The organism is Streptomyces sp. MH60, assembly GCF_002939385.1.
Classification (GTDB): Bacteria; Actinomycetota; Actinomycetes; order Streptomycetales; family Streptomycetaceae; genus Streptomyces.
In genome coordinates this window covers 1-20,892 of sequence record NZ_MULI01000103.1, presented here as the reverse complement: position 1 = coordinate 20,892, position 20,892 = coordinate 1, and the positions used below count along the sequence as shown (strand labels likewise).

Annotated in this window: 21 protein-coding genes and 2 pseudogenes; 7 read left to right on the top strand and 16 right to left on the bottom strand. The window is 72.4% G+C overall.

Annotation, left to right across the window (positions count from 1 at the left end; all coding sequences use genetic code 11):
* The 4 genes and pseudogenes from BZZ08_RS35060 to BZZ08_RS35050 all read right to left on the bottom strand — a co-directional run.
* Positions 1-195, bottom strand: a pseudogene (locus tag BZZ08_RS35060) (radical SAM protein); the annotation flags it as partial.
* Positions 192-1,391, bottom strand: coding sequence for an FxsB family cyclophane-forming radical SAM/SPASM peptide maturase (locus BZZ08_RS35055; RefSeq protein WP_104636232.1), 1,200 nt, complete (start codon positions 1,389-1,391; stop codon positions 192-194). The pseudogene BZZ08_RS35060 and the gene BZZ08_RS35055, both read right to left, overlap by 4 nt.
* Positions 1,354-1,524, bottom strand: coding sequence for a hypothetical protein (locus BZZ08_RS38890; RefSeq protein ID WP_157901362.1), 171 nt, complete (start codon positions 1,522-1,524; stop codon positions 1,354-1,356). Before BZZ08_RS38890 ends, BZZ08_RS35055 begins: the two co-directional genes overlap by 38 nt.
* Positions 1,525-1,683: 159 nt before the next feature.
* Positions 1,684-2,004: a CU044_2847 family protein gene (locus BZZ08_RS35050; protein ID WP_104636231.1), complete on the bottom strand. Its 321-nt coding sequence runs from the start codon at positions 2,002-2,004 to the stop codon at positions 1,684-1,686.
* 95 nt (positions 2,005-2,099) lie between these two features.
* Between BZZ08_RS35050 and BZZ08_RS35045 the strand changes: the two genes are divergently transcribed.
* Positions 2,100-2,987: a deoxyribonuclease IV gene (locus BZZ08_RS35045; RefSeq protein ID WP_104636230.1), complete on the top strand. Its 888-nt coding sequence runs from the start codon at positions 2,100-2,102 to the stop codon at positions 2,985-2,987.
* 22 nt (positions 2,988-3,009) lie between these two features.
* Here BZZ08_RS35045 and BZZ08_RS35040 read toward each other — a convergent pair whose 3' ends face one another.
* A complete protein-coding gene (locus tag BZZ08_RS35040) occupies positions 3,010-3,657 on the bottom strand; it encodes a sulfite oxidase-like oxidoreductase (RefSeq protein ID WP_104636229.1) in 648 nt (215 codons plus the stop codon).
* A gap of 191 nt (positions 3,658-3,848) precedes the next feature.
* Here BZZ08_RS35040 and bfr point away from each other — a divergent pair, with 191 nt between their 5' ends.
* Complete coding sequence (bfr, locus tag BZZ08_RS35035) at positions 3,849-4,352, top strand: bacterioferritin (RefSeq protein ID WP_007448529.1); 504 nt, start codon at positions 3,849-3,851, stop codon at positions 4,350-4,352.
* Positions 4,353-4,365: 13 nt separating this feature from the next.
* Here the strand turns inward: bfr and BZZ08_RS35030 are convergent, their stop codons facing one another.
* Positions 4,366-4,599 (bottom strand): (2Fe-2S)-binding protein, encoded by a 234-nt coding sequence (locus BZZ08_RS35030; protein WP_061445222.1) that lies wholly within the window; start codon positions 4,597-4,599, stop codon positions 4,366-4,368.
* Positions 4,600-4,764: 165 nt separating this feature from the next.
* Positions 4,765-6,117, bottom strand: a complete 1,353-nt coding sequence (locus BZZ08_RS35025) for a class II 3-deoxy-7-phosphoheptulonate synthase (protein WP_104636227.1) — start codon at positions 6,115-6,117, stop codon at positions 4,765-4,767.
* A gap of 162 nt (positions 6,118-6,279) precedes the next feature.
* Here BZZ08_RS35025 and BZZ08_RS35020 point away from each other — a divergent pair, with 162 nt between their 5' ends.
* The 3 genes from BZZ08_RS35020 (at position 6,280) to BZZ08_RS35010 (ending at position 11,219) form a co-directional block, all read left to right on the top strand.
* Positions 6,280-9,108, top strand: coding sequence for an N-acetylmuramoyl-L-alanine amidase (locus BZZ08_RS35020; RefSeq protein WP_104636226.1), 2,829 nt, complete (start codon positions 6,280-6,282; stop codon positions 9,106-9,108).
* Positions 9,109-9,153: 45 nt separating this feature from the next.
* Positions 9,154-9,210: a trp operon leader peptide gene (locus tag BZZ08_RS40165; RefSeq protein WP_071528813.1), complete on the top strand. Its 57-nt coding sequence runs from the start codon at positions 9,154-9,156 to the stop codon at positions 9,208-9,210.
* Positions 9,211-9,311: 101 nt separating this feature from the next.
* Positions 9,312-11,219, top strand: a complete 1,908-nt coding sequence (locus tag BZZ08_RS35010) for an anthranilate synthase family protein (protein ID WP_104636225.1) — start codon at positions 9,312-9,314, stop codon at positions 11,217-11,219.
* On the opposite strand, the gene BZZ08_RS35005 is transcribed toward BZZ08_RS35010, so the two are convergent.
* From BZZ08_RS35005 to BZZ08_RS34985, 5 genes are all read right to left on the bottom strand, one after another.
* Positions 11,171-12,166, bottom strand: a complete 996-nt coding sequence (locus tag BZZ08_RS35005) for a 2-hydroxyacid dehydrogenase (protein WP_104636224.1) — start codon at positions 12,164-12,166, stop codon at positions 11,171-11,173. The genes BZZ08_RS35010 and BZZ08_RS35005 overlap by 49 nt on opposite strands.
* Positions 12,167-12,227: 61 nt before the next feature.
* Positions 12,228-13,256 (bottom strand): 6-phosphofructokinase, encoded by a 1,029-nt coding sequence (locus BZZ08_RS35000; protein WP_104636223.1) that lies wholly within the window; start codon positions 13,254-13,256, stop codon positions 12,228-12,230.
* 57 nt (positions 13,257-13,313) lie between these two features.
* Positions 13,314-14,024 (bottom strand): response regulator, encoded by a 711-nt coding sequence (locus BZZ08_RS34995; protein ID WP_198601875.1) that lies wholly within the window; start codon positions 14,022-14,024, stop codon positions 13,314-13,316.
* The gene (gene macS / locus BZZ08_RS34990) at positions 14,017-15,258 is read right to left on the bottom strand and encodes a MacS family sensor histidine kinase (protein WP_104636221.1); all 1,242 of its coding nucleotides are present in this window, start codon (positions 15,256-15,258) and stop codon (positions 14,017-14,019) included. Before macS ends, BZZ08_RS34995 begins: the two co-directional genes overlap by 8 nt.
* A 17-nt stretch (positions 15,259-15,275) precedes the next feature.
* Complete coding sequence (locus BZZ08_RS34985) at positions 15,276-16,013, bottom strand: lysophospholipid acyltransferase family protein (protein ID WP_198601874.1); 738 nt, start codon at positions 16,011-16,013, stop codon at positions 15,276-15,278.
* A 150-nt stretch (positions 16,014-16,163) separates the two neighbouring features.
* On the opposite strand from BZZ08_RS34985, the gene BZZ08_RS34980 reads away from it, so the two are divergent.
* Positions 16,164-16,967, top strand: a complete 804-nt coding sequence (locus tag BZZ08_RS34980; RefSeq protein WP_104636219.1) for an alpha/beta hydrolase — start codon at positions 16,164-16,166, stop codon at positions 16,965-16,967.
* The gene (locus tag BZZ08_RS34975; RefSeq protein ID WP_104636218.1) at positions 16,960-17,586 is read left to right on the top strand and encodes a hypothetical protein; all 627 of its coding nucleotides are present in this window, start codon (positions 16,960-16,962) and stop codon (positions 17,584-17,586) included. Before BZZ08_RS34980 ends, BZZ08_RS34975 begins: the two co-directional genes overlap by 8 nt.
* 20 nt (positions 17,587-17,606) lie before the next feature.
* Here the strand turns inward: BZZ08_RS34975 and BZZ08_RS34970 are convergent, their stop codons facing one another.
* The 4 genes and pseudogenes from BZZ08_RS34970 to BZZ08_RS34955 all read right to left on the bottom strand — a co-directional run.
* Positions 17,607-18,368, bottom strand: coding sequence for an endonuclease/exonuclease/phosphatase family protein (locus BZZ08_RS34970; protein WP_104636217.1), 762 nt, complete (start codon positions 18,366-18,368; stop codon positions 17,607-17,609).
* A 144-nt stretch (positions 18,369-18,512) separates the two neighbouring features.
* Positions 18,513-19,466, bottom strand: coding sequence for an ROK family glucokinase (locus tag BZZ08_RS34965; RefSeq protein WP_104636216.1), 954 nt, complete (start codon positions 19,464-19,466; stop codon positions 18,513-18,515).
* Between the two features lie 54 nt (positions 19,467-19,520).
* The gene (locus BZZ08_RS34960; RefSeq protein WP_104636215.1) at positions 19,521-20,063 is read right to left on the bottom strand and encodes a DUF5304 domain-containing protein; all 543 of its coding nucleotides are present in this window, start codon (positions 20,061-20,063) and stop codon (positions 19,521-19,523) included.
* 73 nt (positions 20,064-20,136) lie between these two features.
* Positions 20,137-20,892 (bottom strand): annotated as a pseudogene (locus BZZ08_RS34955) (ArsA family ATPase); the annotation flags it as partial.

Sequence of the window (20,892 nt, the reverse complement as noted above, 5' to 3'; positions counted from 1 at the left end):
GGCGCGTTCGACGCCCGCCAGCAGGTCCGCGGCCGGTTCGGCGGCCCCGCCGCACGGTCCGTCCAGGGCCCGGCGCAGCAGCAGGAGGTTGCGGCTGCGCCGGGCGCGCCGGAGCAGGAGCACCGCGGGCCGGCCGCCCTCCCCCGCGGCCAGGGCGTCGAAGACGTCGTCCGGCAGGACGTACGGGCCGATCACGTCGGGGCCGCGGAGCGTGCGAGCCGGCGTCTGATGTGCCCGATGAGCAGGAGCAGGTCCGCGCAGTACACGGTGGGCGCGCGGTAGCCGGAGCCGGGCCGGTAGCGGTGCCCGTACTCGCCGCCGCCGCACACGGACAGCTCCGGGCAGCGCAGGCACTGCTCGGACAGGGCGCGCTCCCCGGCCTGCCGGGCGGCGAATCCCGGGTGCAGCAGGACCTCGTCGAAGGAGTTCCGGAAGACGTCGAAGCCGCTCTCGGAGGCGCCGTCGGGTCCGGTGCGCAGGGTGTCGTTCTGGTGGACGGAGCCGTCGGCCTCGACGAACACCGAGACGCTGCTGGTGACGCCGACCCAGTCGAGCCTGCTGTGCCCGCCGAGCACGGTGTGCAGCAGTTCGTCGAGGATCCGCACGGAGGTCTCCTTGCGCGGCGCGTCGGCCCAGCGGTCGAAGACGGCGGCCAGCCAGCGCCCGTACGTCCCGGCCGGTGCCGGTGGCGGGGCGCCCCAGTGGCCGTGCGGCAGCAGGAAGTCGATCAGCGGCGGCCGGGTCGCCAGCAGCGACTCGTAGACGGCGACCGGGTCCCTGGCCGCGTCGACGGTGCACAGCAGCCCCGCGTACAGCTGCGGGTAGCCGCCGGACAGCCGGTGCAGTCCGGCCATCACGTCGTCGTAGGAGCCCCGGCCCCCGCGGGTGCGGCGGTGGGCGTCGTGCGCCTGCTCGTCGCCGTCCACGCTGACGCCGACCCGCACCCGGTGCTCGGCCAGCGTGTCCAGCATGCGGGTGTCGAGCAGCGTGCCGTTGGTCTGGACGGTGAACTCGGTCTCGGCGCCCGCCTCCCGGACGGTCTCCCGGACGGTGCGCACGGCCCCGGCGACCCCTTCGGGTCCGGCCAGCAGGGGCTCGCCCCCGTGCAGCACGATCCGGACCTGCCGCAGTCCGTGGCGCCGCGCGTGCTCCGCGATCCGCTCGGCGGTGCGGCGCAGGGTCGCGGGGCTCATGGCACGGGGCTGACGGCGCCAGGTGCGGTCGCCGTGCTCGTAGATGATGCAGTAGTCGCAGGCGAGGTTGCAGCGGCTGCGGGTCTTGAGGACGAACTGGCGCAGCGGGACCGGCCGCCAGCCCTCGTCGAGGAGTGCCGCGACGTCGACCGCGGGTGGGTCAGGCGCTCGCCTGCCAGCTGGTGTATTCGTCGTCATGGGACTGGGCGGCCTCCGTCTGCAGCCGCTCCAGGGCCACCGCGAGTACGGAACCGGGAAGCGCGCGCAGTTCGTCGACGGTGCAGGCGGCGATGTCCGGCAGTCCGCACTCGACCCCCGTGGTCTCTTCCACGCCTCGGCCCCCTCCTGCTTCCGGGACGTCCGGCATCCGGCCCCGCGCCGCGGCACACCGCCGCCCGTGCATGGTAGGCGGATCCGGGTGCGGTGCGGGAGAGGGCCTCACTCCCCCGCGGCCGGATCCGGACACCCGGTCCCTGGGGCATACCGCCCCCTAGCCTTCCCACACGGCGCGGACGATCAGGTGGGCCTCCCCGGTCGCCTTGGCCACGACGGCACCTGCCTCCCCGCTGAGCTTCACCCCGAACTCCAGTTCCAGCCGTTTCGGGGCGACGTCGAGGGACGTCAGGCGGGTGTGCGCCTCGGCGGCCATGCGCCGGATGCCGTCGAGGGCCTCGCCGAGGCCCTCCTGGGCCCGCCGGACGACCGTGCTCCCGTTGACCGAGATCTGCTGCAGTCCGTAGACGTCCTCGTCGACCGGTTCGACCAGGACCCGGCCGCCGTCCGGCAGCGCGAAACTGACCACGTCCCCCATGTGCACCCTCCCCAGGCTCGGCAGCGCCGGTGCGCTGGTGCAGTCGTACCCTGATCCGGGGTCCGCCCACACGTCCTGGCATCCTTGGTGCGGACATGAGCACCGCATCCGCATCCCCCTCGCCCCTGCCGCGCAACCCCGTCGGCGGCCACGTCCCCGTGGCCGGCGGGCTGCACTCCGTCGGCCTGTCCTACGCCCGTGAGCTGAAGGCGGAGACCGTGCAGGTCTTCGTCGCCAACCCGCGCGGCTGGGCCACCCCGGCCGGCAACCCGAAGCAGGACGAGGCCTTCCGGGAGGCCTGCGCGGCCGGCTCGGTCCCGGCGTACGTGCACGCCCCGTATCTGATCAACTTCGGCTCGCACACCGAGGCGACGGTGGAGCGGTCGGTTCAGTCGCTGCGGCACTCGCTGCGGCGAGCGCGGGCCATCGGGGCGCTCGGCGTGGTGGTGCACACCGGCAGCGCGACCGGCGGACGGGAGAGGTCGGTGGCGCTGAAGCAGGTCCGCGAGCACCTGCTGCCGCTGCTCGACGAGCTGACCCACGAGGACGACCCGTACCTGCTGCTGGAGTCGACGGCGGGCCAGGGCGCCTCCCTGTGCGCGCGGACCTGGGACTTCGGGCCGTACTTCGAGGCGCTGGACGCCCACCCGAAACTGGGCGTGTGCCTGGACACCTGCCACATCTTCGCGGCCGGCCACGACCTGACCGGGCCTTCCGGCATGCACCGGACGCTCGACCTGCTGGTGGACACCGTCGGCGAGGGCCGGCTGAAGCTGATCCATGCCAACGACTCCAAGGACGTGGCCGGAGCCCACAAGGACCGGCACGAGAACATCGGCGCCGGTCACATCGGCGAGGACCCGTTCCGCGCGCTGATGACCCACCCGGCGACCGAGGGCGTGCCGCTGGTCATCGAGACGCCGGGCGGCAAGGAGGGGCACGCGGCGGACGTGGCGCGGCTGAAGAAGCTGCGCGACGGCTGAGCGCCGAGCGGCCCCGGAGGGGTCACAGCTCGGGGCCGTCCCCGGGCTCCTCCTGGTAGGAGTAGCGCTGCTCCCGCCAGGGGTCGCCGACGTTGTGGTAGCCGCGCTCCTCCCAGAAGCCGCGCCGGTCGGCGGTCATGTACTCGATGCCGCGGACCCACTTCGGGCCCTTCCAGGCGTACAGGTGCGGGACGACCAGCCGCAGCGGGAAGCCGTGCTCGGCGGTGAGCAGCTCGCCGTCCTTGTGGGTGGCGAAGAGGGTGCGCTCGGCGGCGAAGTCGGACAGCCGGAGGTTGGAGCTGAATCCGTACTCGGCCCACACCATCACATGGGTGACGTCGGGCGCGGGCGGGGCGAGCCGAAGGATCGTGGCGGCCGGGACGCCGCCCCACTCGGCGCCGAGCATGCTGAACTTCGTGACGCAGTGCAGGTCGGCGACGACCGTGGTGTAGGGCAGGGCGGTGAACTCGTCGTGGGTCCAGCCGTGCTTCTCGTCGTCGGTGGTGGCGCCGAAGACCCGGAACTCCCAGCGCTCGGGGCGGAACTTGGGGACCGGTCCGTAGTGCGTGACGGGCCAGCCGCGCTGCAGCCGCTGCCCGGGTGGGAGCTCGAACCGCGACGCTCCCCGCGAACCGTCTTCTCCCGATCCGTCTTCCACCGGCTGACCCATGCCTCCATCCTGACAGACCCGGACCGATGCCCCTGACGCACCTCACTTACATTCGGGCAAACAGCGGCAAAGGCCGCCAAAACGACTAAGCCTGTACTTACTTACTAAGTCAACACTTACTGGACGATCTTCGACGCCGGTGCAATCATGCCGCGCAACACGCCTGTTCCCGTTCGAAGGAGCCTCAAGCGATGCAGGGCGACCCGGAAGTCATCGAGTTCCTCAATGAGCAGCTGACCGCCGAGCTCACGGCGATCAACCAGTACTTCCTGCACGCGAAGCTGCAGGACCACAAGGGCTGGACCAAGCTCGCGAAGTACACGCGCGCGGAGTCCTTCGACGAGATGCGCCACGCCGAGGTGCTCACCGACCGCATCCTGCTCCTGGACGGCCTGCCGAACTACCAGCGGCTCTTCCACGTGCGGGTCGGCCAGAGCGTGACCGAGATGTTCCAGGCCGACCGGGAGATCGAGCTGGAGGCGATCGACCGGCTGCGCCGGGGCATCGAGGTGATGCGGGCCAAGCACGACATCACGTCGGCCAACGTCTTCGAGGCGATCCTCGCCGACGAGGAGCACCACATCGACTACCTGGAGACCCAGCTCGACCTGATCGAGAAGCTGGGTGAGTCGCTCTACCTGTCGACGGTGATCGAGCAGACCCAGCCGGACCCGTCCGGACCGGGCTCGCTCTGACCGGACACGGCCCTCAGGCCGCCTCGGGAAGCTCCGCGAGGACCGGGGCACCCTGGTCGGCCAGCTGCCGGCGGGGGCAGGCGCCGCGCCCGAGCAGGGCCTGGATGCGCCGTACGCAGCCGCCGCAGTCGGTGCCCGCCTTGCAGGCGGAGGCGATCTGCCGGGGCGTGCACGCACCGGCCTCCGCGTGACTCCTCACCTGTTCCTCGGTGACACCGAAGCAGCTGCAGACGAACACGCGGTTCACCTCCCGGGCGGGGTACAAGGTCGTGCCGTACCGACGACCGGGGGGCCCGACTGATCGGTGAGGCAAACCTAACCTTACCCATCGCGCCAGGCCGGCAAAAGTGGGAGGGGCGCGGATCCCGTGTGACCCGCGCCCCATTTCACCCGCCCGCCCAGGGGCGGACCGTCACTGGTCCCGGTACATCTCCGCCACCAGGAACGCCAGGTCGAGCGACTGGCTGCGGTTCAGCCGCGGGTCGCAGGCCGTCTCGTAGCGCTGGTGCAGGTCGTCGACGAAGATCTCGTCGCCGCCGCCCACGCACTCGGTGACGTCGTCGCCGGTCAGCTCGACGTGGATGCCGCCCGGGTGGGTGCCGAGCGACTTGTGCACCTCGAAGAAGCCCTTGACCTCGTCGAGCACGTCGTCGAAGCGGCGGGTCTTGTGACCGGAGGCCGCCTCGTAGGTGTTGCCGTGCATCGGGTCGGTGATCCACGCGACGGTGGCGCCGGACGCGGTGACCTTCTCCACCAGCTCCGGGAGCTTGTCGCGGATCTTGTCCGCGCCCATCCGGACGATGAAGGTCAGCCGGCCGGGCTCGCGCTCGGGGTCCAGGCGCTCGATGTACTGCAGCGCCTCCTCGGCCGTGGTGGACGGGCCGAGCTTGATGCCGATCGGGTTGCGGATCCGCGAGGCGAACTCGATGTGCGCGTGGTCCAGCTGCCGGGTGCGCTCACCGATCCACACCATGTGCCCGGAAACGTCGTACAGCCGGCCGGTGCGCGAGTCGACGCGGGTGAGGGCCGACTCGTAGTCCAGCAGCAGCGCCTCGTGCGAGGAGAAGAACTCCACGGTCTGGAACTCGGCCGGGTCCGTGCCGCAGGCCCGCATGAAGTTCAGCGCGTTGTCGATCTCCCGGGCGAGCTGCTCGTAGCGCTGGCCGGAGGGGGAGGACTTCACGAAGTCCTGGTTCCAGGCGTGCACCTGCCTGAGGTCGGCGTAGCCGCCGGTGGTGAAGGCGCGCACCAGGTTCAGCGTGGACGCCGAGGCGTGGTACATGCGCTTGAGCCGCTCGGGGTCCGGGATCCGGGCCTCTTCGGTGAAGTCGAAGCCGTTGACGGAGTCGCCGCGGTAGGTCGGCAGGGTCACGCCGTCGCGGGTCTCGGTCGGCTTGGAGCGCGGCTTGGAGTACTGGCCGGCGATCCGGCCGACCTTCACCACGGGCACGGAGGCGGCGTAGGTGAGGACGGCGCCCATCTGGAGGAGGGTCTTCAGCTTGTTGCGGATGTGGTCCGCGGACACCGCGTCGAAGGCCTCGGCGCAGTCGCCGCCCTGGAGGAGGAACGCCTCTCCCTTGGCGACGGCCGCCATCCGGGCGCGCAGCTGGTCGCACTCGCCCGCGAAGACGAGCGGCGGATACGACTCGAGGTCCGCGATCACTGCGCGCAGAGCCTCAAGGTCGGGGTACTCGGGCTGCTGCGCCGCGGGCAGGTCTCGCCAGGTGTTGCCAGCGCTCGGGCTGGTCTTAGCGTTCACGGTCACCCCTCAACACTACGGGGTCGCGTCACGCGGTTTTCGCGTGGCTCGACAGGTGAGACGGCACCCCGGTGCGGGCCGCCGCAGCCGCATTGGTAGTCTCACGCGCCTTCGAAATCGAATCGCGGGCAACTCAAATTCATATCGAGCGCATATCGGGGTGGGGTTTTGAGCGCGGAGCACCGCAGAGACCGCAAGAAGAAGAGACTGCTCGTCTACGGCGTCGCCTCGGCGGTGGCCGTCGCCGCCACGGCCGGCGGCCTGGCCCTGGCCGCACCGGGTCTGCTCGGCTCGGACCAGGCCCAGGCCGCCGTGGCCCCGGGGGCCCGGCTGCAGAGCGAGTTCGAGCAGGCCGCCGAGGAGTTCGACGTCCCGCAGAGCGTGCTGATGGCGGTCTCCTACCGGCAGACGCGCTGGGAGGACCACGACGGGCTGCCGAGCACCACCGGCGCCTACAACGTGATGGGCCTCACGGACGTCGACGCGGACAGCCTGGAGAACGACGGCGCCGCCGAGGAGCGCGAGCACCGGCTCGAGCACATGAACCGCAGCGGCGACCCGGTCGTCGAGAAGCACTTCGACGCCGACAAGGCGCTCAAGAGCCTCGACGAGAAGCCCGTCGACACCGACGACCCGCGGCTGCACACCCTGGACGAGGCGGCCGGCCTCATCGACGCGTCGGCCGAGAAGGTGCAGAGCGACACCGGCGAGAGCATCCGGGCGGGCGCCGCGCTGCTGGCCGAGTACCAGAAGGACGCCACCGGTTCGCTGCCCTCGGACCCGGGCGCCTGGTACCCGGCGGTGGCCCGCGCCAGCCAGGCCCCGGACACCAAGGGCGCACAGCTCTTCGCGCAGCGCGTGTTCGATTCGATCAAGACCGGTGAGCAGCGCGTCACCGCCGACGGCCAGTCGCTCAGCCTCCCGGCCGACCCGGCGGTGAAGCCGAGGAAGACGACGGACCTGGAGCTGGCCGCGGCCTCCGCCGCCCCGGCCCCCGAGTGCCCGTCCGGCCTGAACTGCGACTTCCGTCCCGCCGCCTACAAGCAGAACGGCGCCATCGACGACTGGGGCAACTACAACATCGCGAGCCGCCCCACGGCCGGCCACGAGATCACCTCGATCGTGATCCACGACACCGAGGGCAGCTACAGCAGCGCCCTGGGCGTCTTCCAGAACTCCCTGTCGTACGCCAGCGCCCACTACCTGATCCGCGCCTCCGACGGTCTGGTCACCCAGCTGGTCGAGAACAAGAACGAGGCGTGGCACGCGGCCAACAAGACCCTCAACATGCACTCGATCGGCATCGAGCACGAGGGTTATGCGATCAAGGACGGCAGCTGGTACACCGAGCCGCAGTACGAGTCCTCGGCCGCGCTGGTGAAGTACCTGGCCGGAAAGTACGACATCCCGCTGGACCGTGAGCACATCCTCGGCCACGACGAGGTCCCGGGCGTCCTGGACGGCAACGTGAAGTCCCAGCACTGGGACCCGGGCCCGTTCTGGGACTGGAACCACTACATGGACCTGCTGGGCGCCCCCACCGGCGCCGAGGGCCCGGGCGGCCCGTACAAGGCCGGCCAGGTGATCCGCGTCGTCCCGCCGTTCACCAAGGCCAACCAGCCGAAGATCACCAACAGCGGCTCCTCGGTCCCCACGCAGCCGGCGAACTTCACCTACCTGTACTCCTCGCCGTCCACCTCCTCGGCCACCCTCACCGACCCGTACCTGGGCAGCCAGACCTGGACCGAGGGCTGGAACTGGGGCAACAAGGTCCTGGCCGGCGGCGAGTTCGTGGTCGCCGAGGCACGACAGGACTGGACGGCCATCTGGTACGGCGGCAAGAAGGCCTGGTTCTCCAACCGGGGCGGCCAGTTCGCCGCTCCCGTCGGCACCCCGGACGTGGTCACGCCCAAGGCCGGGTCGAGCTCGATCCCGGTGTACGGGCGCGCCTACCCCGAGGACAGCGCGTACACGGGCACCGGAGTCCCGGTCCAGAGCAAGAACAACGAGTCGCTGACCAAGTACGGCGTCCTGGCCGGGCAGAAGTACGCGCTGGCCGGTGGCGCCATGAAGGGCTCGTACTACAACAGCGGCAACATCGACGGTTCGGGCGAGGCCTCGCGCACGGTGGTCGTGGGCAACACCACGTACTACCCGATCCGCTTCAACCACCGCATCGGCTACGTCCGCACGGCCGACGTCCAGCTGGTCAAGGGCACCGCGCCCGACCCGGGCACCGACCGGTACGACATCCTCGGCCGGGACGCGTCGGGCGTGCTGTGGCAGTACCAGGGCACCGGCAGCGCGTCCGCGCCGTTCTACGGCCGCTTCCGCGTCGGCGGCGGCTGGAACACCTACAACGCGGTGACGACGATGACCGCGCTGCGCGCCGACGGCACCGGTGACGTGGTGGCCCGCGACAAGAGCGGCGTGCTCTGGTACTACAAGGGCAGCGGCGACCTGACGGAGCCCCTCGCGGCCCGCGCCCGGGTCGGCGGCGGCTGGTCCGTCTACGACACGATCACCGGCGCCCGGGATCTCTCGGGTGACGGCAAGGCGGACCTGATCGCCCGCGACAAGAGCGGCGTGCTCTGGCTCTACAAGGGCACCGGCAACACCTCCGCGCCCTTCGAGACCAAGTCCAGGATCGGCGGCGGCTGGTCCGTCTACAACGCGCTGACCGACACCGGCGACCTCTCGGGTGACGGCAAGGCGGACCTGATCGCCCGCGACAAGAGCGGTGTCCTGTGGCTCTACAAGGGCACCGGCAACGCCGCGTCGCCGTTCGAGGGCCGCAGCAGGGTCGGCGGCGGCTGGTCCGCCTACGACGTGCTGAACGGTCCGAGCGACCTGAACCGCGACGGAGTGCCGGACCTGATCGCCCGCGACAAGGACGGCGTGCTCTGGTTCTACCAGGGCACCGGCAGCGCCTCGGCGCCGTTCAAGGCCCGCGCCAGGGTCGGCGGCGGCTGGAACACCTACGGCATGATCATCTGAGGCAACCGCCGTCGACCCCGGCGCGGATGCGCTAGGGTCGGCGGCATGTTCGCGCACTCGACCCAGAACTGGTGGTGGACCGCTCATCCGGCGGCCCACTGACTGCGCGACGCAAGACTTCGCGAAGGCCGCCCGAGGGGCGGCCTTCGGTGTTTTCGAGCCCGGGTCCGTTCCTCTCCGACAACCGAGAAGGAACCGGACCCATGACACCGCTCGACGGCTTGCTGACCGACCCCCGCCCGTTCGCCCTGCTCCGCCGCCGGGCCCCCGGCCACGACCACGACCTGGTGGAGCTGCTGGTCGGCCCGGTCGAGGAGTACGACCGCCTCGCCGACCTGCCCGACGAGGGGCTGGCGCTCGTCCCCTTCCGGCAGATCCGCGAGCGCGGCTTCGACGTCCGCGACGACGGCACACCGCTGCTGATGCTCACCCCCGAGGAGCGGTACGGCATTCCGCTCGCCGAGGCGCTGGACCGGCTGCCCGCGCACCGGGTCCGGGTCGAGGGCGGCGGCTTCGACGTCGACGACGAGGAGTACGCGCGGATCGTCGGGCGGGTCCTCGACGAGGAGATCGGGCGGGGCGAGGGCGCCAACTTCGTGATCCGGCGGACGTACGAGGGGCGGATCCCCGGGTTCGGGCGGGCCGACGCGCTGGCGCTGTTCCGGCGGCTCCTGGAGGGCGAGCGGGGCGCGTACTGGACGTTCGTGGTGCACACCGGGGAGCGGACGCTGGTGGGTGCCAGCCCGGAGGTGCACGTCCGCATGTCCGGAGGCACGGTCGTCATGAACCCGATCAGCGGCACGTACCGCTACCCCGCCGAGGGGCCGACGCCGGAGCACCTCCTCGGCTTCCTCGCCGACGGCAAGGAGATCGAGGAGCTGTCGATGGTCGTCGACGAGGAACTGAAGATGATGTGCACCGTCGGCGACATGGGCGGGGTGGTCGTCGGCCCGCGGCTGAAGGAGATGGCGCACCTCGCACACACCGAGTACGAGCTGCGCGGGAAGTCCTCCCTGGACGCGCGGGAGGTGCTGCGGGAGACGATGTTCGCGGCGACGGTCACCGGCTCCCCGGTGCAGAACGCCTGCCGGGTCATCGAGCGGCACGAGGCCGGGGGCCGGGGCTACTACGCGGGCGCGCTGGCGCTGCTCGGGCGGGACCCGGGCGAGGGGCCGGGGCGGCCGGCCGGGCCCCAGACCCTGGACTCCCCCATCCTGATCCGTACCGCCGAAATCGACGCCGACGGGCGGCTGCGGGTCCCGGTCGGCGCCACCCTGGTGCGCGGCTCGGCCCCGGCGGGCGAGGTCGCGGAGACCCACGCCAAGGCGGCCGGCGTGCTGGCGGCGCTGGGCGTACGTCCGTCCCGGCCGCGTGCGCAGGCCGGGCGGCCGGGACTGGCGGACGACCCCCGGGTGCGGGCCGCGCTGGACGGGCGCCGCGCCTCACTGGCCCCGTTCTGGCTGCGGATGCAGGAGCCGTCGGCCGCGCTCACCGGGCACGCTCTGGTGGTCGACGCGGAGGACACCTTCACGGCGATGCTCGCGCACCTGCTGCGCTCGTCGGGGCTCTCGGTGAGCGTCCGGCGGTACGACGAGCCGGGGCTGCGCGGGGCGGTCCTCGGGCACGCGGGCGGACCGGTGGTGCTGGGGCCGGGCCCCGGTGATCCCTCCGACCCGGCCGACCCGAGGATGCGCTTCCTGCGGTCCCTGACCGCCGAGGTGCTCCGGGAGAACCGGAACGGCGTCCTCGGCGTCTGCCTCGGGCACGAGCTGATCGCGGCGGAGCTGGGGCTCGGCATCGCCCGCAAGGAGGTGCCGTACCAGGGTGCGCAGACCGGGATCGACCTGTTCGGGCGGCCGGAGACGGTCGGCTTCTACAACAGCTTCACCGCGCGCTGCGACGACCGGGCGGCCGCCGGGCTGGCCGCGCACGGCATCGAGGTGAGCCGGGCCGCGAACGGCGAGGTGCACGCGCTGCGCGGGCCGGGCTTCGCGTCGGTGCAGTTCCATCCCGAGTCCGTGCTGACGCTGAACGGTTCGGCGATCGTGCGGGAGCTGACCGGTCAGCTGCGCGGCACCAGCACGTTCTCCGAGCGGCGGCCCTCCCGGTAGTCGAGGACGTTGCGCACCGTCGCGTCGACGATCTGGCCGACGGCGTCCTCGGTGTAGTACGCCTGGTGCGAGGTGACGAGGACGTTCGGGAAGGTGACGAGGCGGGCCAGGGTGTCGTCCTCGACGGCCTCCAGGGACTTGTCGAGGAAGAACAGGCCCGCCTCCGCCTCGTACACGTCCAGGCCCACGCCCGCGAAGCGGCCCGCGCGCAGCTCGCCGACGAGGGCCGCGGTGTCGATCAGGCCGCCGCGGCTGGAGTTGATCAGGATGGCGTCGTCGCGCATCGACTTCAGGGCGGCCGCGTCGATCAGGTGCCGGGTCTCGGCCATCAGCGGGACGTGCAGGGTGATCAGGTCGGAGCGGGCGAGCAGTTCGTCCTTCGGGACGTAGCGCATGCCGAGCTCGGCGCAGGCCGGGTTCTCCGCGACGTCCCAGCCGAGCAGGCGCATGCCGAAGCCGTGGGCGATCCGGGCGAAGGCCTCGCCGATCTTCCCGGTGCCGAGGACGCCGGCAGTGCGGCCGTGCAGGTCCCGGCCCATCAGGCCGTCGAGGCGGAAGTCGAAGTCGCGGGTGCGGATGGAGGCGCGCACGATCCGCCGGTTGACGGCCATGGCGAGGGCCCAGGCGAACTCGGCGACCGAGTACGGCGAGTAGTACGACACCCGGGCCACGGTCATGCCGAGCCGCTCGGCCGTGTCCAGGTCGACGTTGTTGAAGCCGGTGGAGCGCTGGGCCACCATCCGGGTGCCGCCGGCCGCGAGGACCTCCAGGACGGCGGCGCCGTGGTCGGCGTTGACCGACGTGGAGACGATCTCGTGGCCGGCCGCGATGGGGGCGGTGTCCTCGTTGAGGAAGACGTCCAGGCAGCGGACCTCCTCCTGGTCGCCGAAGGCCCGCTCGATCAGGGGCTTCTCGTCGGCCTGCACGCCGAAGGCAAGGATCTCCACGACCGCTCCCGTCCTGGTGGGCTCCGGGCCGAATATACGACCCCGGGCCCGCCGTCGCCGGTCAGCCGAAGAAGACGCCGACCTCCTCGTACAGCGCCGGGTCGACCGTCTTGAGGCGGGCCGTGGCCTCGGCGATCGGGACGCGGACGATGTCCGTGCCGCGCAGGGCGACCATCTTGCCGAAGTCCCCGTCGCGGACGCACTCGATGGCGTGCAGGCCGAAGCGGGTGGCGAGCCAGCGGTCGAAGGCGCTGGGCGTGCCGCCGCGCTGGACGTGCCCGAGGACGGTGGTGCGGGCCTCCTTGCCGGTGCGCTTCTCGATCTGCTTGGCCAGCCACTCGCCGACCCCGGACAGCCGGACGTGCCCGTAGGAGTCCAGGGACTCGTCCTTGAGCACCAGGTCGCCGTCGCGGGGCATCGCCCCCTCGGCGACGACCACGATCGGGGCGTAGGACGCCCGGAACCGGGAGGTCACCCAGGAGCACACCTGCTCGACGTCGAAGCGCTGCTCGGGGATGAGGATGACGTTGGCGCCGCCGGCCAGGCCGGAGTGCAGCGCGATCCAGCCGGCGTGCCGGCCCATGACCTCGACGACCAGGACGCGCATGTGGGACTCGGCTGTGGTGTGCAGCCGGTCGATGGCCTCGGTGGCGATGCCGACGGCGGTGTCGAAGCCGAAGGTGTAGTCGGTGGCGGACAGGTCGTTGTCGATGGTCTTGGGGACGCCGACGCAGGGCACGCCGTACTCGTCCGCGAGGCGGGTGGCGACGCCGAGGGTGTCCTCGCCGCCGATGGTGACGAGCGCCTCGACGCCGAGTGCGGCGAGGTTGTCCTTGATGCGCCGGATGCCGTCGCGCTGCTGGAGCGGGTTGGTGCGCGAGGAGCCGAGGACGGTGCCGCCGCGGGGCAGGATGCCGCGGACGGCCGGGATGTCGAGCGGGACGGTGTCGCCCTCCAGGGGGCCGCGCCAGCCGTCCCGGAAGCCGGTGAACTCGTAGCCGTACTCCTGGACGCCCTTGCGGACGACGGCCCGGATCACGGCGTTGAGCCCGGGGCAGTCACCGCCGCCGGTCAGTACTCCGACCTTCATCGCGTAATCCCCTTGCCACAGTGGGTGGTTGAGGCCACTGCCACTGTCCCGCGCGGGTCACGCGTCGTCCAGACCCCGTTCTATCGCGTACCGCACCAGCTCCACCCGGTTGTGCAGCTGGAGCTTGCCGAGGGTGTTCTGGACGTGGTTCTGCACGGTGCGGTGGGAGATGACCAGGCGCTCGGCGATCTGCTTGTAGCTCAGGCCCTTGGCGACCAGGCGCAGCACCTCGGTCTCCCGGTCGGTGAGCCGGGGCGCGCCGGGGTCGTCGGTGCCCGCCGCGGGGGCGGGTTCGGAGGCCAGCCGGCGGTACTCGCCGAGGACCAGTCCGGCGAGCCCCGGGGTGAAGACCGGGTCGCCGGCGGCCGTACTGCGCACCGCGTCCCGCAGCTCCTCGGTGGAGGCCGACTTCAGCAGGTACCCGGTCGCGCCGGACTTGACCGCCTCCAGCACGTCGGCGTGCTCCCCGCTCGCCGAGAGCACGAGCACGCGCAGCCGCGGGTCGGCGCCGACGACCTCCTTGCAGACCTGGACGCCGGGCTTGCCGGGCAGGTTGAGGTCGAGCACGAGGACGTCGGGGGCGGCGGCCCGGGCACGGCGCACCGCCTGATCGCCGTCGCTCGCGGTGGCGACCACCTCGAAGCCGGACTCCTCCAGGTCCCGGGCGACGGCGTCGCGCCACATCGGGTGGTCGTCGACCACCATGACCTTGATCGCGTCCTGGCGTTCAGGGTGCTGCTGCCGTTCAGGGTCCTGTCGCTCACTCATGGTCCGCTGCCTTCCCCCGTGCGGTGGTACCGACGGTCTTCTTCGGCGCCTTCAGTTCGACCTCCGTGCCCTGTCCGGGCACCGACATCAGTTCGGCCGTGCCGCCGAGGTCGCGCAGCCGGCCGCGGATCGACAGGGCCACGCCGAGCCGCCCCTCGCCCTCGGCCTCGGCGAGCCGCCCGTCCGGGATGCCGGGCCCCTCGTCGCGGACGGTGACGATCACCTCGTCGGGTTCGTCCTCGACCAGGATCCACGCGCGCGCCTGCTCACCGACGTGCTCGCGGACGTTGTCCAACGCGGCGCCCACGGCGGCGGCCAGCTCCCGCGCGGCGGCCGGGGCCAGGAGGACCGGAGCGCCCGGTTCGGCGAGGTTCACCAGGGAACCGGCGTACGGGGCGAGCAGGGCGCGCAGATCGACGGGACCGCCCGGGTCCGCCCCCTCCGGTTCCTCGACCACCCGGACGACCGCCCCCTCGGCGGCGTCCTCCGACACGCGGGACACGGGCACCAGGCCGCCGGAGACCAGGGTGCGCAGGGCCACCTCCTGCTCACCGGCGAGCCGGCCCAGCTCGGCCGCCTCGCCGCCGATGACGGCGCCCCGGCGCTGCACCATCGCCAGCACCTGGAGGACGCTGTCGTGGATGTCCCGGGCGAGCCGCTCGCGTTCCCTGGTCGCCGCCTCGATCTCCAGGGCGCGGGCGAGGGTGCGCTCGGAGGCGCGGGCGACCTCGACGACGTAGCCGATGGCGATGGAGGCGACCCAGACGAGGACGACGTTGTGGACGGTGTCGCGGGCCGGGGTGCCGCGTTCGACCAGGTTGGCGACGGCGACGAGGGTGGAGGCCACGGCGGCCCAGCGCCAGCCGCCCTTGACGGCGAAGGCCAGCACGGAGCCGGCGGTCCATATCGACGGCAGGGTCGGCCCGCCGTCCATGACGCGTTCGTGGGCGTCGGCGAAGGGCGTGAGCAGGATGCCGGCCAGCGCGACGGTGAGGTCGGCGGCGAGGAACCGCTTGGTGCAGCTCGCGGCGTTCGCGAGCTTGGGGAGGGTGGCCAGGGTCCAGACGAGGAGGACCGCGTAGTAGGCGACGGCGAGCCAGGGGCGGGCGAAGCCGGAATAGGCGGTGGCGAAGAAGCCGATCGCGTACAGCATGGTGAGCACGCGGTAGCCGGCGAGCGCGCGCCACAGCGGCTGCTCGACCGACATCCTCATGACTCTCTCGCGTCTGGCCATGTCCCCCCTCCCCGGGCCTACGTCCTGGTCCGGTCCTTCTCGGCCTTCGCCGCCTTCTCGGCCTTCTCGGCCTTCTCGGCCTTCGCCGCCTCCGTGAGCTGCCGCTTCATGGCGGTCGCGTACATGTCGACGTACTCCTGGCCGGAGAGCTTCATGATCTCGTACATGACCTCGTCGGTCACCGCGCGGAGCACGAAGCGGTCGTGCTCCATGCCCTGGTAGCGGGAGAAGTCCAGCGGCTTGCCGATGCGGATGCCGGGCCGCATCAGCTTCGGCATCACCTGGCCGGGCGGCTGGATCTTCTCGGTGTCGATCATGGCGACGGGGATGACGGGCGCGCCGGTGGCGAGCGCCACGCGGGCCAGGCCGCCCGGCTTGCCGCGGTAGAGGCGGCCGTCCGGGGAGCGCGTGCCCTCGGGGTAGATGCCGAACAGCTCGCCGCGCTCCAGGACCTCCATGCCGCTCTTGACGGCGGCCTCCCCCGCGCCGCGCGCGCCGGAGCGGTCCACGGGGAGCTGGCCGACCCCCTTGAAGAAGGCGGCGGTCAGCCGGCCCTTGACCCCGGGGGTGTTGAAGTACTCGGCCTTGGCGATGAAGGTCACCTTGCGGTCGAGGACGGCGGGCAGGAAGAACGAGTCGGAGAACGACAGGTGGTTGCTCGCCAGAATGGCGGGGCCGTCGGCCGGGATGTACTCCAGGCCCTCCACCCAGGGCCGGAAGGCTAGCTTCAGCGACCCCCCGATGGTGACCTTCATCGCGCCGTACAACAACCCAGTGCCTCCCGTGTCCGTGGCTCAGACCTTAACCCGGGACACCGTCAATGGCCCCGACGGCCCTGGTCGGTGTCCCTGCGGTCGCGTACGGTGAAAGGCCCGCGAGTATCCCTGACGACAGGAGACCGAGACGTGTCGGTCCTGCCCGGAGCCGAGCCGTACCGCCACGAGGGCGGTGAGGTCGGCGTCCTCCTCTGTCACGGTTTCACCGGTTCCCCGCAGTCGCTGCGCCCCTGGGCCGAGTACCTGGCCGCGCGCGGTCTGACCGTGGCGCTGCCGCTGCTGCCCGGGCACGGCACCCGCTGGCAGGACATGCAGGTCACCGGCTGGCAGGACTGGTACGCGGAGGTGGACCGCGAGCTGCGCGTCCTGCGCGAGCGCTGCGCGCGGGTCTTCGTGGCCGGGCTGTCGATGGGCGGCGCGCTGGCGCTGCGGCTCGCCGCCAAGCACGGCGACGCGGTGGCGGGCGTGGTCGTGGTCAACCCGGCGAACCGGATGCACGGCGTCGCCCAGCACGCCCTTCCCGTCCTGCGCCACCTGGTGCCCGCGACGAAGGGCATCGCCAGCGACATCGCCAAGCCGCTCAGCACGGAGCTGGGGTACGACAGGGTGCCGCTGCACTCGGCGCACTCGCTGCGCGCCTTCTTCCGTCTCGCCGACGGCGACCTGCCGCAGGTGACCCAGCCGCTGCTGTTGCTGCGCAGTCCGCAGGACCACGTGGTGCCGCCGGCCGACTCGGCGCGGATCCTGGGCCGGGTGTCGTCGACGGACGTGACGGAGATCCTGCTGGAACAGAGCTACCACGTGGCGACGTTGGACCACGATGCGGACCGGATTTTCGCGGAGAGCGTCGCGTTCATCGGCCGGCTCGCGCCCGGTTCCGTCGGGGAACCGGAGTCCGGTCTCGGCAAGGAAGGGACGGCCGCAGGTGGCTGAGCACGACTCCGACCGCGAGGACCGCGAGGAGCGCGAGGAGCGGGACCTGGAGCGGGAGCACCGCGAGGGACGGGAGCGCGCGGCGGACGGCGGTCCCGAGGAACGGGGCGTGTCCTTCGACGAGGACGCCGCCTGGGCCGCGATCGTCGCCGGGTACGGGGAGGAACCCCCGGACCCGCCGGGCGCCAAGCCGTTCAAGTCGGTCGAGGACCTGGCGCTGCTGGAGCCGGAGGTGAACGACGAGAAGCCCTCGGCGGACCGGCCCGCCTCGGACCGGCCGCTGGGCAGCTCCGTCGCCTTCGCGCCCGGCGTCGGTCCCCGCGACCACACGCCCGCCGAGCCGTCCGACGACGACTTCGACGCGGACGACGAGGGCCACTTCGTGCCGCCCGAGCCGCCCCCGCTGCCCGACGCCGACCCCACCGCGAAGTTCGCCTGGCTGGGTGTGCTCGGCGGCCCGGTGCTGCTCCTGCTGGCGGTGGTGCTCGGCTGGGACATGACCTGGTGGCTGACGACCCTGAGCATCGGCGGCTTCCTCGGCGGCTTCGCCACCCTGGTCCTGCGGATGCGGACGGGTGACGAGGACGACGACGATCCGGGGCGGGGCGCGGTGGTGTAGCCGGGCGGCCGGGGCCCGGGTCAGGCCGTCGCGGGTACGCGGAGGGCGGTCAGGACCGGGAGGTGGTCCGTGGCCGCCCTCAGGTCGTCCTCGGCCACCCCGGGCAGCCCGGACGGCACCCCGCAGCCCAGCACCTCGACCCCCTCGGTGACGAAGACCGCGTCGATACGGCGGTCCGGGGCGGCGGCCGGGAAGGTGTACTCGCCGCCCCAGGGCGCCGCGGTCCAGCAGTCGCGCAGCCCGTCCCCGAGCCGCCGGAAGGTGCGACCGCCTGGGCGCTCGTTCAGGTCGCCGCCCGCCACCGCGTGTTTCACGCCGAGGGCGGCCAGGTGGTCGAGGAGCAGTCCGGCCTGCTCGTGGCGCTCGTCCGCGTCCAGGGACAGGTGGGTGCTGAGTACGCCGAGACGGGCCCCGCCGATCCGGACCACGGCGGTGGCCAGGCCCCGGCGGTGGCGGCCGGGGGTGAGCGGGAGCAGCACGTCCTCGGTGCGCTCCACGGTGGCCCGCAGGGAGCAGAGCAGCGCGGGGCCTGCGGCGGTTCCGCCGCCGGAGAGGAGGACCAGGTCGGACGCGGCGGCGAGCCGGGTGATCTTCTTGCGCCAGCGGAAGAAGCGGGGGGCCTCCTGGAGGAGGACGAGGTCGGGCTCGCAGGCCTTGACGACGCGGGCGAGGGCGTCGGTGTCGTCGCGCAGCGAGCGGATGTTGTAGCTCAGGACGCGGACGACCGCGGAACCGTCGGGTTCGGTGCGGGAGTTGGGGAGCGCGGGGAGGGATGTTGCCATGCCGTCAATTTACGGGAGCGCATGATCAGGCGCCTCATGGGTCGGGGCGCGAGGTTCGTGGGCGACTGCCGGTTCGTTGTGGCTTGTCGCGCAGTTCCCCGCGCCCCCTGGCTGGGACGGATCCCGTCGCTCGAGAAGCGACCGTTACATGATCGGGTCGGGTTCTCTCGCCAGGTCGGCCGCGCCCACCAGGCCGGCCTTGTTGCCGAGCTGGGCGGCGATCACGTCGGCGACCGGGCGCCAGTTGCCGCCGACCAGCCAGCGCTTGTAGGACTTGCGGATCGGGTCGAGGACCAGGTCGCCCTCGTCCGAGAGACCGCCGCCGACGATGAAGGCGGACGGGTCGAAGAGCGAGGCCAGGTCGGCGAGGCCGGCGCCGGCCCAGCGGGCCAGCTCCCGGTAGGAGTCGACGGCGACCGGGCAGCCCTGGCGGGCGGCGACGGAGATGTGCTTGCCCTCGATGCCGTCGGGGGTGCCGTCGCCGAGCGCGAGCAGCACCTCGGCGCGCTCGGGGGTGGCGTTGGCACGCTGCTTGGCATACCGCACCAGCGCCCGGCCCGACGCGTACTGCTCCCAGCAGCCCTGCGAACCGCAGCCGCACAGCAGGCCGTCGGGCACCATGCGGATGTGGCCGAACTCGGCGGCCACGCCGAAGTGACCGCGGCGCAGCTTGTTGCCGATGATGATGCCGCCGCCGAGGCCGGTGCCCAGGGTGATGCAGATGACGTTGCGGTGGCCCTTGCCGCCGCCGAACTTGTACTCGCCCCAGGCCGCGGCGTTGGCGTCGTTCTCCACGACGACGGGGAGTCCGACGCGGGCCTCGACCTTCTCCTTCAGCGGCTCCTGGCGCCAGTCGATGTTGGGCGCGAAGTAGACCGTGGAGCGCTGGCGGTTGACGTAACCGGCGGCACCGATGCCGACGCCGACGATGTCGTGTCCCACGCGCGCGCCCTCCACCGCGGAGGCGATGGCGTCCACGATGGCCTCGGGTGTGGTGGGGGTCGGCACCTTGTGGGTCGAGAGGATGTTGCCTTCCTCGTCGACCACGCCGGCCGCGATCTTCGTGCCGCCGATGTCGACGCCGATGGTGAGTCCCATGAATCCCTCAGTTCGGTCGAGCCCCGCTAAGGGCAACCGTACCCGAGGCGGGGCTCAGTCCAGGTCGATGCGCTGTCCCGGGCCGGTGCCCTCGTCACCCTCGTCTCGGCCGTCGGCCTCGTGTCCGTCCAGGTCACGGGGGTCGCGTGGGTCCGCGGGCGCGGTGTCGCCGGTGGTCCAGCGGCGTTCCTGGTTCTGGACGGCGGAGCGGTAGGCGGCGAGGAGTTCACCGCCGGCGGCGGCGAGGTGGTCGAACAGGTCCGGGTTGCGTTCGATGACCGGTTCGACGGCTGCCTTCGCCTGCTGCACGACCTGCCGGACCACCTGCTGGGCGGCGGGTCCGGCGACCTGGCCGAGCAGCGGGGACTGGAGACCGGACAGCTTGTCCGCGACGGTGTCGACGAGCCGGCGCAGCTCCTCGGCGGCCGAGCCGGGCTGCGGCCCGTACTCGGCACGGCGGCGGGCCTTCTCGGCCTCCAGGTCCTCGGCACACGCCGTCGCCCAGGCGTCGGCGTCGGCGTCGGCCGCTCGCGTCTCGTCGACCGCGTCGGCCTCGTCGGGGCGGGGGGCCTCGGACGGGGGGAGCTCTTCGCTCATGACGGACTCCTGACTACGGTTCGTCCTTACGACGTTACCCGAACGGGCCCGCGCTCAGGCGGGTCCCGTCGGGTCAGCGCCCCCGCGGCCACAGTTCCGGGTCCGGCGCGAACCGGACGGCGAGGGTGCCGTCGCGCAGCGCGGCGCCGTCGACGGTGCAGCGGCGCAGCGCGGAGGGCAGTGCGACGACGCGGCGGAAGGGCCCGGCGGCGACGACCAGTTCGTCACCGCGGCGGATCAGGTCGAGCTCCTCGCGTACGGCTCCGGGCAGCGGGATGTGCCAGACCAGCACGCCGTCCTCGGCCAGCCGGTCGGTGACGGGCCACTCGACCGGGGAGGCGTCCGGGTTGACGCCCGGCACGCCGAGGGCCGCGAGGTCGTCCTTGCCGCGCGGGTCGCGGCCGAGATGGGCGACGGCGCGGACGTCGTGGGACCCCTGCCATTCCTCCAGGGTCTTGCGCTGCTGGGCCAGGGGGCCGCTGAGCCAGCTGTCCGCCGGGGTGTCCTCCGGCAGGACCCGGTTGGCGACCAGGGAGTCGGTGCGCAGGCCGCGCAGGGCGAGGCCGAGGGCGGTGGCGCGGACGGCGTCGGCCCCGGCCGGTCCGGGTTCGGCGACCAGCCGTACGACGGTGTTCCGGTCGGCCAGTACGGCCTCGGCGGCGGCGAGTTCCAGGTCCCAGCGGGCGGCGGCCTCGTACAGCGCCTCGGCCGGCATGGGGACGCCCGCGAGCCGGCCGAGGACGGGGCGCAGGGCGCGGGCGGCCTGCCGCTCGGGCGGGAGCAGGCGGCGCAGACAGCGGCGCAGCTCCTCCGGCGCGGCGAGCAGGGC